Source organism: Acetobacter sp. DsW_54 (assembly GCF_002153575.1).
In the GTDB taxonomy this organism is placed as follows: domain Bacteria; phylum Pseudomonadota; class Alphaproteobacteria; order Acetobacterales; family Acetobacteraceae; genus Acetobacter; species Acetobacter fabarum.
This window is the reverse complement of the sequence record NZ_JOPD01000033.1, coordinates 114057-128826: the sequence shown is the minus strand read 5'-3', so window position 1 is coordinate 128826 and position 14770 is coordinate 114057. Positions and strand designations below refer to the sequence as shown.

Sequence of the window (14770 nt, the reverse complement as noted above, 5' to 3'; positions counted from 1 at the left end):
TGCCCGCCAGACGGGACGTTTACACATAAGGTGGGGATTAGAGTGATCAAACGTCTTTTAGCAGGAGCAGCCGCCATTGGTGCCGTGGGTGGCCTGGGTTTTCTTTATTACGCCTGGTACCCCCCCATAGAACCCGTGGAACCCCCTGACCGCAGCAGTTTTTCTGCCGAGCAGATCGAACGTGGCCGTATTGTTGCCGCCGAAGGATACTGCGCAGAGTGCCATACCCGCACAGACATGGGCGGTGGGCCGGAACTGGCTGGCGATTACAAGATGGAGACCCCTTTTGGTGCCATCTATTCTTCCAATATTACACCAGACCCCGAAACCGGCATAGGCAGCTGGTCGGAAGAAGCCTTCCAGCGCACCATGCACCTTGGGGTTTCCCGCAAGGGGGTCCACCTTATTCCGGCCTTCCCGTTTGATCATTTTACCAAAATGACCGAGCAGGATGTCTCCGACCTTTATGCTTATCTGATGACACGCCCTGCCGTGCACATGACGCACCGCACCAACGAGCTGCCCTTCCCGCTCAGCCTGCGTATTCTGCAGGCCGGCTGGAAGCTGCTGTACTTTACCCCCGGTGTGTACAAGCCCGACCCGCGGCATGATGCCTTGTGGAACCGTGGGGCTTACCTGTCTGAAGGTAACGCCCATTGCGGCGCATGCCATACCCCGCGTGACTTCATGGGGGCGGAAAAGAAGAGCGCCCCTTACGACGGCGCAGTGGTGGACAACTGGATTGCCCCCCCACTGAACGAGCATAACCCGACACCCACCACGTGGACGGAAGACGAGCTGTTCCAGTACCTGCGTTATGGGGTGGCACCGCTCCATGGGCCTGCTGGTGGCCCCATGTCCCCCGTGCCCCACCGCTTCCTCTCCACCGTACCGGAAGAAGATGTACACGCCATCGCGCATTATTTTGCCGATGTGGACCATGCCGCCGAACGTGAAAAGCACGACAAGGCCGCCCTTGCCCGCGCCATGGAACAGTCCAAGATCGATCTGATCGGCCCGACCGTGGACCCCGACGCCAAGCTTTATCAGGGGGCATGTGCGGCCTGCCATTACAATGCAGCCCCTTCCCCCGTACTGGGCCGCCCCGATCTGGCGCTGAACAACGCGCTTTGGCTGGATGAACCCACCAACCTCTATCAGGTCATCCTGCATGGGCTGACAGCGGAAGAAGGCCAGTCCGGCGTAGCCATGCCCAGCTTCTACAATGCCCTGTCCGATCAGGATATGGCGCGGATTGCCGCTTACCTGCGCCGCACCCGCACCACCCTGCCACCATGGACGGACCTGGAAAAGAAAGCAGCCGCAGTGCGCAAGACCATTACCACCATTCCTGTCAATTCATCGCACTAAGACGGACCACGGAGCACGAGATGGTAAAATTCAAACTCAATGGCCGTGACGTTTCTGTCGATGTGCCGGACGACACCCCCCTGTTGTGGGCGCTGCGTGATGATCTGGACCTGACAGGCACAAAGTTTGGCTGTGGCGTAGGCCAGTGTGGTGCCTGCACCGTTCTGGTTGGTGGCCGGGCAACCCGTTCCTGCATTACTCCGCTCAGTTCGCTGGAAGGGGCTGATGTTACCACCATTGAAGGGCTGGACCCCAATGGCAAACATGCCGTGCAGGAAGCCTGGAAGGACATTCAGGTTCCGCAGTGCGGGTACTGCCAGTCTGGCCAGATCATGCAGGCCGTTAGCCTGTTAAAGGACTACCCGGACCCCACGGATGAGGAAATTGATGGTGTTATGGGCGGCAGCCTGTGCCGCTGCATGACCTATGTCCGTATTCGCAAAGCCATTAAAAAAGCAGCTGCCGCCCTGCGCAAGGAGGAGGCATCCAATGGGTAAGCTCGAACGTATTGCCGCACAGCAGGACCGGGCTGCGGGCCGTGGGCCTTCGCGCCGCAGTTTTCTGCTCACCGCAGCAGGCTCTGCCTTTCTGTTCGGGTTTGCCCGCCAGGGCAAGGCAGCGCAGGTTTACCCGCAGGGCGCACCGGAAGCCCTGAAGGAAGCCGCCGCCTTTGAACCCACGATCTGGTGCTCCATTGCCCCCGATGGCTGGGTGAACGTGAACATCATCCGTGCGGAAATGGGCCAGCATATTGGCACAGCCCTTGCCCGCATTATTGCGGATGAAATGGAAGCCGACTGGAACAAGGTCCGCATTACCTATGTGGATACAGACCCCAAATGGGGCCTTATGGTAACAGGTGGCTCCTGGTCCGTGTGGATGACATGGGACCAGTTCCGTCAGGCCGGGGCTGCTGCGCGCACGGTCATGGTGGAACAGGGCGCTAAACTGCTGGGTGTTTCCCCCGCTGCCTGTATTGCCCGCAACGGGCAGGTTATTGCTGGCGGCCGGTCGATCAGCTACGGCGATATTGTCAGCCGTGCGCACCCGACCAAAACCTACACGCCAGAAGAAATGGCCAAGCTGCCGCTCAAGCCTGCATCCGAGCACCGGCTGATTGGCAAGGATGTCAAGGCGCTGGATATTCCATCCAAAACCAACGGCACCGCCATTTACGGCATAGACGCCAAGCTTGAGGGCATGGTGTACGCCCGCCCCAAACTGCCGCCCACGCGCTATGGCTCCAAAGTTGTCTCGGTGGATGACAGCGAGGCCAAAAAGGTCAAGGGGTACATCCGCTACATTGTGCTCGAAGACCCGTCCGATACCGTACCGGGCTGGGTTGCGGTTCTGGCCTCCTCCTACCCTGCGGCCATCCGCGCAACAGATGCGCTCAAGGTCGTCTGGACCCCGGGCAAGACCGCCAACATAACCGAGCAGGATATTCTGGACTACGGCCGCAAGCAGATTGCAAACAAAGCCGGTGGTTCGTGCGTGTTCAACGACCCCGGCGTGGACGAAACATTCGCCAAGGCCGCCAAGGTGGTGGAGCAGACCTATACCTGCTCCTCCGTACTGCATTACCAGCTTGAACCCATGAACGCGCTGGCCCGCCAGCACGAAGGCAAGTGGGAAGTGCATTGCGGCAACCAGTGGCAGACCCTGTTCCTGCCCGTTATTGCCAAGGCGCTCCAGGTGCCTGAATCCGAAGTGGTCATGCGCAGCTACCTGCTGGGTGGAGGCTTTGGCCGCCGCCTGAACGGGGACTACGCAGTGCCTGCGGCCCTTATTTCCAAGGCCATCGGGGGCAAGCCGGTCAAGCTGATCTTTACCCGCTCGGATGACGTGCTGTTTGACTCCATCCGTTCCCCCTCCGTGCAGACGGTCCGCGCAGCACTGGGGCAGGACGGCGCAATTACTGCGTGGCAGCACCATGCCTCCGCTGGCTGGCCAACCCGTGTTATGGCCAGCGCGTTCATGGAAAAAGGCGCGGACGGCAAACCCTATGACCAGTTTGCCATTGCAGGTGCCGACCACTGGTACGATGTCGGCCCCATGCTGGTGCGCGCGCTGGACAATGAACTGGCAAGCGAAACCTTCCGCCCCGGCTGGCTCCGTTCGGTCAGTTCCGGCTGGACCCCATGGGCGCATGAGAGCTTTTTGGACGAAATTGCCTATGCCCGTAAGCTGGACCCGGTGGACTACCGCCTGAGCCTGCTGGACAGCAAAGGCCGCAATGCAGGCAGCGCCCCCAACTCCGTGGGTGGGGCCAGCCGTCAGGCCAATGTGCTCAGGCATCTGGTGGAAAAATGTGGCTATGGCAAGGTTTCCCTGCCTGCGGATACAGCCATTGGCATTGCCACCACCTTTGGGCAGGAACGCGCCATGCCAACATGGACGGCTGGTGCCGTGCAGGTGCATGTTGACCGCAAGACAGGCGTTGTAACCTGCCAGAAAATCTGGCTGGTGCTGGATGCTGGCACAATTATCGACCCCGACGGGGCCGCTGCCCAGACCGAGGGCGGTGCCCTGTGGGGGCTGAGCATGGCCCTGTTTGAAGGGACGGAAATTGTGGACGGCAACGTGCGCGACCGTAACCTGAACACCTACACCCCCCTGCGCATTGCCGATGTGCCGGAAATGGATGTTGAGTTCCTGCCCAGCACGGAAAAACCCATGGGTCTGGGTGAGCCGGGCGTTACAACCATTGCACCTGCCGTGGGCAACGCCATTTTCAATGCAGTAGGTGTGCGCCTGCGCCACCTGCCCATCCGCCCGGCGGATGTGCTGAAAGCGCTGAAGGAAAAAGGGAACGCCTGAAGCACCGGGCTTTCCACACTTTAAAAAAAGCCGGTCCTCCACACGGGGGGACCGGCTTTTTTGTGCCTGAGCATCTGCATTCCATTCCCCCTTACCAAACCTGCCTGTAACAGACAGGTTCAGGGGGCAGACCAGCCGGGTCTGATCAGGCAGATACGGCAGCAGCCGAGCGCATGGCGCGGGCCATGGCTTCAACCCCGTTACCGCGATTGGTGGACAAAGCCTGTACCAACCCCAGATCACGCAGGAAGCCGGGGTCCGTTGCCTGAATTTCCTCCCGCGTGCGGCCAGAATACACACGCAGCAGGAGTGCCACCAACCCGCTGACAATGGCGGCATCGGACAGGCCCGCAAAGTAGAGCCTGCCATCAGCGTCCTTTGCCTCCAGCCAGACCTGACTCTGGCAACCGGGCACGCGGTGCGCATCATTGCACCATTCTGGTGGGAATGGCGGCAGCTTGCGCCCCATTTCTATGATGTACTGGTAGCGTTCCATCCAGTCATCAAACACGTCCAGCTCGTCGCCAATGGCTTCGATGGCTTCTGCCGCAGTGTCTTCCTGCGGCGTTACAAAAGGTGCTTCCATTACAAAATAAACCTGCTCAGATCGCCCTTGCGGGCCAGTGGGGCCACTTTGTCCCGCACCATGGCGCCATCCACAACAACATTTTCGCCCCCACGCTCGGGTGCGGTGAAGGAAATATCTTCCAGCAGTTTTTCCAGCACTGTTGCAAGCCTGCGCGCGCCTATATTTTCCACCCGTTCGTTAATGTCCGCGGCCAGTTCGGCCAGCGCATCCACGGCATCATCGGCAAAGGTCAGGTTTACGCCTTCGGTTTTCATCAAGGCGGTGTACTGTTTGAGCAGGGAGTGTTCCGGGTCGGTGAGAATACGCCGCAGATCATCGCGTGAGAGGGGTTGCAGCTCCACACGAATAGGCAGACGCCCCTGCAATTCCGGCAGCAGGTCGGACGGTTTGGCCAGATGGAACGCACCAGAAGCAATAAACAGGATATGGTCGGTTTTGACCGGCCCGTGCTTGGTGGAAACGGTCGTGCCTTCAATAAGGGGCAGCAGGTCGCGCTGCACCCCCTCGCGCGAGACATCGCCCCCCTTTACTCCGCTCTCGGATGAACGGGCACAGACCTTGTCGATCTCATCCAGAAAGACAATGCCGTTGTTCTGCACATGAGCTACGGCTTCACGCGTTAAGCTCTCGCTATCCAGCAGACGCTCGACTTCCTCCCGCTGCAACTGTTTGCGGGCATCGGAAATCCGGAGTTTTTTCTGCTTGGGGGCGCGGTTCATAAACCCTTTCATCATATCGCCAATGTTGATCACGCTCCCCGGCATCATGCCCGGCATATCTGCCGGGCCTGTGGGGGCGGGATCGGTTATGGCGATGTCAATTTCCTTATCCTCAAGCTGACCGCTGCGCAGCATGGTGCGGAACTTGCTTTTGGTATCGGCCGAGGAGCCCTCACCTGCCAGTACGTTGACAATCCGCTCATCCGCCGCCTGAGCTGCCTGCTCTTCCACATCCTTGCGGCGCATGTCCTTGAGCATGACAATGGCAGCATCCACCAGATCGCGCACAATGCTATCCACGTCCCGGCCAACATAACCGACCTCGGTAAACTTTGTGGCTTCCACTTTAAGGAAGGGTGCCTGCGCCAGTTTGGCCAGCCTGCGGGCAATTTCGGTTTTGCCGCAGCCGGTCGGGCCGATCATGAGGATGTTCTTGGGAACAACCTCCTCCCGCATGGCTTCTGGCAGTTGCGCCCTGCGCCAGCGATTGCGCATGGCAATGGCAACCGCACGTTTGGCATCGCCCTGCCCTACAATGTAGCGGTCAAGCTCGGCAACAATATCACGCGGGGAAAGATGGGGGGCTTGCATCAGGCTTTGTCTCCCGCCGTTTTGGCATCCAGCGTTTCTATCCGCACGGAGTGGTTGGTATAGACGCAGATATCGCCTGCAATTTTCATGGCGCGGGTTACAATTTCCTCCGCCCCCAACCCTTCTACCGTCAGCAGTGCCCGCGCTGCCGAAAGGGCGTAGTTCCCGCCCGAACCAATGGCAATAATACCGTCCTCGGGTTCAAGCACATCGCCGTTGCCGGTCAGGGTAAAGGAGTGTTCGGCATCGGCCACGGCCATCATGGCCTCCAGCCTGCGCAGGTAGCGGTCCGTGCGCCAGTCCTTTGCCAGTTCCACACAGGCGCGCTCCAGCTGGTTTGGGTAGCGCTCCAGCTTGGCTTCCAACCGCTCCAGCAGGGTAAAGGCATCTGCTGTAGCACCGGCAAACCCTGCCAGAATGGTGCCGGAAGGGCCAATGCGCCGGACCTTGCGGGCGTTGCCCTTGATCACGGTGCTGCCCAGTGTCACCTGGCCATCCCCCGCCATGGCAACCTGCGCGCCACGGCGCACACAAAGAATGGTGGTCCCGTGCCAGCCGACGGGATCATGCGAAGACGAAGCAGAATGAAAACTATCCATAACACCAAGAAATAGGCGTTCTGGCGCAGGACACAAGGGGGTGGGCTATGCTGCCAGCATAGCCCTTACATCTCCCAGTAACGCATCACGCGTGTAGGGCTTATGCAAAACGGCAACCCCTTCTGGCAGCACGCCAAAATCCGCATAGCCGGTAACAAACAGAACCGGCAGGTCTGCACGCACATCGTGGATGCGTCGTGCGGCCTCGCCCCCGTTCATGCCCGGCATCATCACATCCATGACCACAAGGGCAATACCGGGGGTGGACTGCACTTTTTCCACGGCTTCGGCGCCACTTGCCGCCTCCATGACCTCATACCCAGCACGGCGCAAAAAGCCGCTGGTTACCGCGCGCACACCCGGTTCGTCATCCACGACCAGAATGGTGCTGCCTGCCCCGTTTTCTGGCAGAACACGCGCTATGGTCTGCACCGTGTTGGCTGGCACGGCGGGAATGGCGGCGGCCATTTCCTGATCCATGGCGGGGAACCATAGCTCAACGGACGTCCCACCACCGGGGGCACTATCCACCCGCACTTCTCCCCCGCAATGGCTGATAAAGCCATAGATCATGGACAGGCCAAGCCCCATGCCCTGCCCTGTTCCCTTGGTGGTAAAGAACGGGTCAAAAATACGGGCGCGTATGTCTTCCGTCATGCCAATGCCGCGGTCGGTTACCTGCACGACCACCCATGCACCGGCATGCTCACGCCCCACATGCCGCCCCAGCAGGCGCGCAACCTGACGGACAGAAACGCAGGTTTCTCCCCCTTCCGACTGGGCATCCAGCGCATTGACACACAGGCTGAAGACCGCCAGTTCAAGCTGCACGGCATCTGTCCAGACCGGAGGCAGCGGCTCTTGAGGGATATTGAAGCGCACGCTGCTAAAGCGGCTCATGCCCTCCAGACGGGACGCATCCAGCGCGCCGCGGATTTCCTCGGGTACTTTGCCCTGCTTCATGAAGGTCTGGAGGTTTTCCAGCACATCATGCATATCCACCCGCTGGCAGACCAGATGCCTCGGGCGGCTGAAGTCCAGCAGCTTGCGGGTGAGCACCGCGCCACGCCGGGCGGCTTCCATGGCGTTCTCATACAGCCGGACGACCGAGGCCTCCTTTGGAGGTTCAAGGTCCTGCACCAGTTCCAGAGAGCCCTGAATAGCCGTGAGCAGGTTATTGAAGTCATGCGCAATGCCACCGGCCAATGTGCCAATGGCCTGCATTTTTTGCGCCTGCCGCAACCGTTGCTCCAGACTTAAAAGCTCGCTCACATCCCGGTCGATCAGAATGGAATAATCCGAGAGCATGGAGGACTGTACAGGAGTGTTGCGCAGGCTATCCAGCCTGACGCGCGTCAGGTCATGCCAGCGGGCCGGGCCATCCTGTGCCGGAAGCTGGAGCACCTGCTGGTCGCGCCCGGTCTGGGCAAGCTGGCCCTGCGCTTCCTTCAGGCTTTCCAGCCGTGGGCCATCCACCAGATCCTCTTCGCGCTGGCCAATGCACTGCGCAACCGTGTGGCCCAACTGGCTTGCCATCTGCTGGTTAAGCCGCACAAAGCAGCCCGCCTGATCCTTGACTGCAAGACCAAAGGGCAGGTTATCCAGCAACCCGCGCAGAAGCAGGCGTTCGCACTCCAGCTCTTTTTCCAGAAAATACCGCGCAGCCGCCTGCCCGACCATGGACAGCAGGGTTTCATCATCCCACGGCTTGTACGCAAAAAAGGAAATCTGGCCCCGGTTAAGGGCTGCTTCCACGGCGGAAATATCCGCATACCCCGTGAGCAGGATTGCCCCCGCCGCAGACAGGTCACGTGCATGGGCCAAAAAGACATCGCCCGTCATGCCCGGCATGCGCTGGTCGGAAACAATAACAGCAACACCGGGGTTACTGCGCAGGCGCTCAAGCCCTTCCTCCCCCGAGGAAGCGGTCAGAACCGTGTAGGCACTTTCCAGCAGGTCGGACAGTGCGACCAGAATTTCCGGCTCGTCATCCACAACGAGCACAAAAGGGCGCTGTGTTGGTTCATATAACGTGCTCACCGCGCCTCTCCTCTCCTGATTTATAGGGCACACGAATGGTAAAGCAGGCACCACCCAAGGCTCCCGAGTTTGTTATAACAATACTCCCGCCATGGGCCTGCACAACCCCATATGCCGTTGCCAGACCTAGCCCGGTCCCCGAGCCTACAGGTTTTGTTGTAAAAAACGGTTCAAAAACGCGTTCCTGCAATTCCTGCGGCACCCCCGGCCCTGTATCCGATATCTGCAACACGTAATTTTCGGCCCCTTCGGCCTCTGCCTTTTCCAAAAAAGAGGCGATCAAAATCTGGTCCTTGCCTCTGGCCGGTGCAGAACCACCCTGTTTGCGGGCTGTTTCGCGCTGTTCCAGAATGGCGTCAGCTGCGTTGCTGACAATGTTCATGACCACCTGATTAACCAGTGCTGCCTGGCAGACCAGTTCCGGCGGCGCTTCCAGGCGGCACTCCACCGCTATTTCCTGCCCAAGTTTGGGGGCCAGAAGTGTCAGCACCATGGCAATGGCCTCGGGTACGTCCAGACGGCGGAACTCGCCTTCCTCCAGACGGGAAAAACGCCGCAGGCTGGCCACCAGCTCACGCAGCCTTGATAACCCGACAAGGGAGGAGGCCAGACGCTCGGCCCCCTTGGTCAGGGCGGCTTCGGCCACGCCAATATCGTTCTGCCTTACTGCCTGCAAAGCCTGCGCCATACTGCGCTTGACCGTGTTTTCATGCGCCAGAACAAAGGCCAGCGGGTTATTGAACTCATGCGCAATACCTGCTGCAAGCTCCCCCAGAGACGCCATTTTGGCCGACTGCACCAGTTTGACCTGTGCATCAATCAACTTACGGTTAGCCGCTGCCAGATCCGCATTAACGCGGCGTAGGGCATCGGCCAGTGCCATACGGGCGCGGGCACTTTCTATATGCGCTTCCTCACGCCGGGCTTCATCCTGCAAGGTTTTGCGGCGCACAAGGCTGCTTATGCGGGCAACCAGCAGTGCGGGGGCTATGTCCGAGTCCGTCAGGTCATCCACACCGGCGTTAAACGCCAGCCGTATTTTTTCGGCCGTGAGCTGGCCATGCTCGACCACCCCCAGCACACGCGTGCACTGGCGGCTCCTGCGCCGGAAGGCTGCAACTGTCTGTGCCAGAGCAAGCCCGTTAAAGGCCGGACAGCTCAGATCCACCACAATGCAGTCGGGCTGGATACGCCCGGCACTGACATTGGAGAGTTCAAGCCTGTCGGGGTCTTCCACCAGTGTTGCGTCCTCACCATTCTGGCGGAGCATCTGGACAAGGCGCGGCGTTTTGCCAACACTCGCCCCATCGGGCCATGCCCATAAAACGCCCCCCGGTGCGGTCACAACAGAAACACGCGGCTGACGGAACACAGCCCCTTCACGCTCGGCGGTTTCATCCCCGAACTCGCGCAGAAGTGCGCATATGCGAAAAATCAGAAAAACCGGGTCATCCGTCGCACAAAAGCAGGCATCTGCCCCACGTTCCAGAATTTCCCGCTCCTGCTCGGCATCATGCTCATCTACCAGCACAACCACGGGTATGCCCCGCGTGGCCGATGTCAGCCGCAAGCGCTGGCATAGCTGGGCGGCAGACATATCGGGCAGGTGGTCCTGCACCACCAGAAGGCTTGGGAGTTCGGTATCAAACCCGGCAAAAACCGCGCGGCCATCTGCGGCTACGCGCACACCCAGACCACGTTTGTCCAGCTCGGCCACAAGCTGTTGTTCGCACGTTGCATTCACACCCGCGAACAGGATGGAGCAGGAAAGAAAATCCATAAATTCCGCCTATAGCTGGACGCCTAGGCCCATCCTTTTTTGCGCTTAAATCCGATTTTAAACCCATACCAAACAAAAACATCCGCCGTCTGCTCGCGAATGCGTTACCACTCCGGCTGCCTGCATCTGCCCCGCTGCAAGCATGGTGGCAAGAGACACACAAGAACGGTATAAAGGCCGCTCTTTACTTGAGCAGCCTGCCCCACTGGCAGATTGACCGACATTTCCGCCTCGGATTACCTGAAGGAACACAGGTTCATGGACACGCGCACACCTATACCCGCTTCCCAGCAACCTCTTGCCATGTCCTCCCGCCAGAACACTTCGGCCTCTGCCGGGCTGCGGGTGCTGCGTACGGCCATTGGAGCCACCTGTTATTTTGTTTTCTATTTTGTGCAGCAGATGGCTGAACTGTTTGCCCCTCTCCTGCTCATTGCAGGGGCCGCATGGGCGGCACTGCCAGCACTGGTCAAAACCCTGATCCGCACCACCGCATCAGCCGACCCGCAGGCGCATGACGCCATTGCCAGCGTTGCCAACGCCATTCCCGAACAGATTGTACTTGCCGGGCACGAACTGACCGCCAGCGGGCTGATCTGCGATGGTCTGGGGCTTATGGCCGTGGCCGCGGCAGGTGCCACGCTGGCCATGCTGGTCGGCCGCAAGCTTTAAGCGCCCACCCACACGCTTCCACCTGCCCCGCACGGCCTGCGGGGCATCAAACGGTGTTAGCCCGGCTGGTGGAGCCGGGCCGCGGCAGGCCATGCGTCCACAATGGCCGCCCACCAATGCCATGCCCCCAGCACAAGCAGTGCAGCCAGCACAAAACTCGCAATCCAGGCCCTGCGCCAGAACAGCTCGCTTTGCAGCAGGGCACGTATATCCGTACCGGCAACCCGTTTGGATACGCTGGCAACCGCTTCGCGCACCATCTGCAAGGCCGAGCCTGTGCCCAGCTTATAAGCCGGGCGTGCAATATGGGCTGCTAGTGGTGCGCTCTCTTTTTTGTCTGGGTCCGCACGCAGCGGCAGCCTGCCCGGCATTTGCACTGTGCGTGACAGTGTAGGGGCTGGTGGTGCTGCACTCTCGGCCACAGGAACCTCTGGTACAGGCGTTGCTGGTGCGGGAGGCGCAACCAGCGGTGCAGCGGGGGGCACTGGAGCGGGAGCCGGAACCACGGGAGCAACAACAGCCGGAACTTCTGGCTCTGGCTCTGGCTCTGGCTCTGGCTCTGGCTCTGGCTGGATTTCGGCCTGAACGGGGGCGGGTGCAAGGGGCACATCCCCTTGTGGCGCAGATGGTACGGGAACAATCGGGGGTTCGCTGGCGTTATTCCCCTCCCCGGTTACTTCGGCCTCCAAGGGAGCAGGTGCGGGAGCGGGGGTCACAGGCTCCTGCGGTTCAGCCAGTGCACTTTTGGCTTCTGCCGGAGGGGCAGCAAAGGGAACCACAACCGGCTCTACCCTGTTATCCGCCGGCTCCGGGGTGCGTTCTGCTTTACCCGGATCACTTTGGGCTGGCAGTGATGGAGCCTGCGGTTCTGCCGGAGTGTTCTCAACAGGTGCAGCTGTTACTGCGGGAGGGGCATCGGGGGCTGCTGCGGGGGCTATTGTGCCTGCTGGGGCATCTTCGGGTGCATCTGGCGGAGTCAACCGCCATTTAACGCCGCAGGCCGAACATTTGAGCGTATGCCTTTTAGCCAGAAGAGCTTCGGGAACCTGATATGCCGCACCGCAGGAAGGACAGACAATCTTCATGAACACTCTCTTAGCAGGGCCTCTCCCTGTTGCCCCGGTCTGGCTGGAACGGCAGGCTAGGCATCAGGGCGAAAGACAAACGTAACCCCCCTTCCTATCACAGGAAAAGGCAATCCGTGCCAGCCCCCGATCCTAAAGGCACGGAGCGCCTTTTTCAATTCAGCACTGAATGGCGCTTCTCAATCGACAGTGCACGGAACAATCCGCTACAGTTGGGGGATGACTAAGCTGCCTTATCTTTGTGCTTTTTTGCCCGGAAAGCGGTAAATGATTCGTCTGGACAATGTATCCTGGCGCCGGGGCAAAAAGGATAGCGGGCCTGTGCTGGCCCATTTGTCCTTTGCTGTGCCGCAGGGCGGATTCCGCTGGCTGCTTGGGCCTTCAGGGGCGGGCAAGAGCAGCCTGCTCAGCCTGTTGCATCTTGAAAACCTGCCAACCGACGGGCAGATGACCATTCTGGGCAAAACCGTTGCACAGGACGAAAAGCGTGCAGCTCTTGTGCGCCTGCGCCACAGAATCGGCATGGTGCATCAGGACTATCAGCTCATGCCCGATCTGTCCGTGGCCGATAACGTGGCCCTGCCCCTGCGCCTGCAAAACCGCCCTGAGGACGAAATTCAGGACGAGGTTCACGCCATTCTCAAATGGGTGGGGCTGGGCGAGCGCCTGGATGTTCCCGCCACCCGACTTTCGGGCGGGGAGCAGCAGCGCACCGCCATTGCGCGCGCTATTATCCACCGACCGGGCCTTATTCTGGCAGACGAACCGACAAATGCGCTGGAGGAAAGTCAGGCCTGCCGCCTGCTTGATATGTTTGCCGAACTCAGCGCCATGGGCACCACGGTTATAGTGGCGACCCACAACGAATCTCTGGTGCGCAGGCTTGAACGGCCTTTTCTGTTCCTTGAGCGTGGGCGGCTGGTGGATGAGGGAGATGCACAGGCATGACGCGGCCTTTTTCCGGCCGTAAGGATGGCCTCTCCCTTTCCGAAGCCCTGCCGGATCGCAGCCTGTTCGCGCTGGTGGCCATGATGGGTTTTCTGGCCGCACTCACTCTGGCCGGGGCCAGTGGTGCGCGGGCACTTTCCGCCCGCTGGTCTGGGGGAGCTGCCCAGTTGCTCACCATTCAGGTGCCAGATGCAAATGCCCCACTGGCCGCACAAGGTGGTGGCAGCGCCACCACAACCCGTGTGCAGGCCGTTCTGGCAGACCTTGCCAGCCTGCCAGACGGCACGGAAGTACACCAGTTAACCCCACCCGAACTGGCCCGCCTGCTGGAACCGTGGTTGGGGGAAACAGATAGCTCTGCCCTGCCGCTGCCTGCAATTATCCGCGTTAAACTTCCACCAGACGCCAGTGTGCCTGCCACACTGGAGCAGGCACTGGGCACCCATGTTCCCGGCACCATTATGGAGCATAACGCCCGCTGGGGCGAACGCCTGCGGGCACTGGCAAACAGCCTGCTGGCCTGCGCGGGGCTGGCCCTGCTGAGTGTGGGCGGCATTGCCACCATGATAACAGGCCTTGCCACGCGCACCGGCCTTGCCACACGCAAGGATATTATCAAAACCCTGCACGGGCTTGGCGCCTCGGACAGTTATATTGCCGGTCGCTTTGCATGGCGGACCGCAACCCTTGGCTTTGGTGGTGGGTTAAGCGGCACCCTTATGGCCTGCCTGCCCCTGTTGCTGCTCCTGCAGATGGCAGCCCCTTTTGCCAGTGCGCCGCTCACCACGCCTGACCGGCTATTGCCCCAGAACTGGCAGGCACTGGCAAACACCATACCGTCAGACATGCTGTGCGCACTGGCACTTCTGCCTTTTGCCGCGGCATTTATCTGCTGGTTTACAACTCAGGTCATGGTACGCCTGTGGCTGCTCCGCCTCCCATAATGCGCAACGCCACGCCCCTGCCCCGCCTGAGCCGGCGGTTCCTGCCTCTGGTGCAAAAAACCTGCCTGCTGGCCGCCGGGTTCTGGCTGGCCGGGTTTGTCTGGTTTGTCCATGATGCGCGCCAGCCCCCGGCCTCCACCATGCATGCCGATGGTATTGTGGCCCTGACCGGGGGCACAGGGCGGGTGGAAACATCCCTCCGCCTGCTGGCCAGCAACCCTGATGCTCGCCTGCTTATTTCCGGCGTGGACCTTCAGACATCGGTGCGCGCATTACTGCCAGCCTCTACCCCGCCAGACATGGCCGCCCGTATTACACTGGGCTATCAGGCACGCTCGACCATTGGCAACGCAACCGAAACTGCCGCGTGGGTTGCGGATCACCATATCAACAGCCTGATTATTGTTACCGCAGGCTACCATATGCGCCGCGCCATGCTCGAACTCGGGCGCACATTGCCCGATGTTGCCTTAACACCTTACCCGGTCATGCCCCCTGCCATGGACCACCCGTGGCGGCTGTCCACCCTGCGGCTGATGGGCATGGAATACATGAAGTGGCTGGGCGCACTGGCGGGCATGAAGCACAACCCCTCACTTCAGGTTTAAAGGG

The 14770-nt window shown here is 60.4% G+C and carries 13 protein-coding genes; 7 read left to right on the top strand and 6 right to left on the bottom strand.

Going from position 1 to position 14770, the window contains the following annotated elements:
* The first annotated feature begins 42 nt into the window (after window positions 1-42).
* The 3 genes from HK20_RS11600 to HK20_RS11590 are packed head-to-tail and all read left to right on the top strand — an operon-like array spanning window position 43 to window position 4191.
* Window positions 43-1371: a cytochrome c gene (locus HK20_RS11600; protein ID WP_086647199.1), complete on the top strand. Its 1329-nt coding sequence runs from the start codon at window positions 43-45 to the stop codon at window positions 1369-1371.
* A gap of 20 nt (window positions 1372-1391) precedes the next feature.
* The gene (locus tag HK20_RS11595) at window positions 1392-1868 is read left to right on the top strand and encodes a (2Fe-2S)-binding protein (protein ID WP_048853986.1); all 477 of its coding nucleotides are present in this window, start codon (window positions 1392-1394) and stop codon (window positions 1866-1868) included.
* Window positions 1861-4191, top strand: coding sequence for a xanthine dehydrogenase family protein molybdopterin-binding subunit (locus HK20_RS11590; protein ID WP_086647198.1), 2331 nt, complete (start codon window positions 1861-1863; stop codon window positions 4189-4191). The genes HK20_RS11595 and HK20_RS11590 overlap by 8 nt, the downstream gene beginning before the upstream one ends.
* Before the next feature lie 145 nt (window positions 4192-4336).
* Here the strand turns inward: HK20_RS11590 and HK20_RS11585 are convergent, their stop codons facing one another.
* From HK20_RS11585 to HK20_RS11565, 5 genes are read right to left on the bottom strand one after another with little or no spacing between them, the layout of a single operon-like run.
* Window positions 4337-4777 carry a SufE family protein gene (locus HK20_RS11585; protein ID WP_086647197.1) on the bottom strand — a complete coding sequence of 147 codons (441 nt, stop codon included), beginning with the start codon at window positions 4775-4777 and terminating at the stop codon, window positions 4337-4339.
* Window positions 4777-6090 (bottom strand): ATP-dependent protease ATPase subunit HslU, encoded by a 1314-nt coding sequence (gene hslU / locus HK20_RS11580; protein WP_086647196.1) that lies wholly within the window; start codon window positions 6088-6090, stop codon window positions 4777-4779. The genes HK20_RS11585 and hslU overlap by 1 nt, the downstream gene beginning before the upstream one ends.
* Window positions 6090-6689, bottom strand: coding sequence for an ATP-dependent protease subunit HslV (hslV, locus tag HK20_RS11575; RefSeq protein ID WP_086647195.1), 600 nt, complete (start codon window positions 6687-6689; stop codon window positions 6090-6092). The genes hslU and hslV overlap by 1 nt, the downstream gene beginning before the upstream one ends.
* Before the next feature lie 45 nt (window positions 6690-6734).
* Window positions 6735-8729, bottom strand: a complete 1995-nt coding sequence (locus HK20_RS11570; protein WP_086647194.1) for a response regulator — start codon at window positions 8727-8729, stop codon at window positions 6735-6737.
* Window positions 8713-10509, bottom strand: coding sequence for an ATP-binding protein (locus HK20_RS11565; protein ID WP_086647193.1), 1797 nt, complete (start codon window positions 10507-10509; stop codon window positions 8713-8715). The genes HK20_RS11570 and HK20_RS11565 overlap by 17 nt, the downstream gene beginning before the upstream one ends.
* Window positions 10510-10767: 258 nt before the next feature.
* Here HK20_RS11565 and HK20_RS11560 point away from each other — a divergent pair, with 258 nt between their 5' ends.
* Complete coding sequence (locus HK20_RS11560; protein WP_086647215.1) at window positions 10768-11181, top strand: hypothetical protein; 414 nt, start codon at window positions 10768-10770, stop codon at window positions 11179-11181.
* A gap of 56 nt (window positions 11182-11237) precedes the next feature.
* Here HK20_RS11560 and HK20_RS13115 read toward each other — a convergent pair whose 3' ends face one another.
* Window positions 11238-12266 carry a zinc-ribbon domain-containing protein gene (locus tag HK20_RS13115; protein WP_198943924.1) on the bottom strand — a complete coding sequence of 343 codons (1029 nt, stop codon included), beginning with the start codon at window positions 12264-12266 and terminating at the stop codon, window positions 11238-11240.
* A gap of 267 nt (window positions 12267-12533) precedes the next feature.
* Between HK20_RS13115 and HK20_RS11550 the strand changes: the two genes are divergently transcribed.
* The 3 genes from HK20_RS11550 to HK20_RS11540 are packed head-to-tail and all read left to right on the top strand — an operon-like array spanning window position 12534 to window position 14766.
* Entirely contained in the window at window positions 12534-13214 is a 681-nt protein-coding gene (locus tag HK20_RS11550; protein WP_086647192.1) for a cell division ATP-binding protein FtsE, read from the top strand.
* Window positions 13211-14158 (top strand): ABC transporter permease, encoded by a 948-nt coding sequence (locus tag HK20_RS11545; RefSeq protein ID WP_086647191.1) that lies wholly within the window; start codon window positions 13211-13213, stop codon window positions 14156-14158. Before HK20_RS11550 ends, HK20_RS11545 begins: the two co-directional genes overlap by 4 nt.
* Window positions 14158-14766, top strand: coding sequence for a YdcF family protein (locus tag HK20_RS11540; protein ID WP_086647190.1), 609 nt, complete (start codon window positions 14158-14160; stop codon window positions 14764-14766). Before HK20_RS11545 ends, HK20_RS11540 begins: the two co-directional genes overlap by 1 nt.
* Window positions 14767-14770 lie beyond the last annotated feature (4 nt).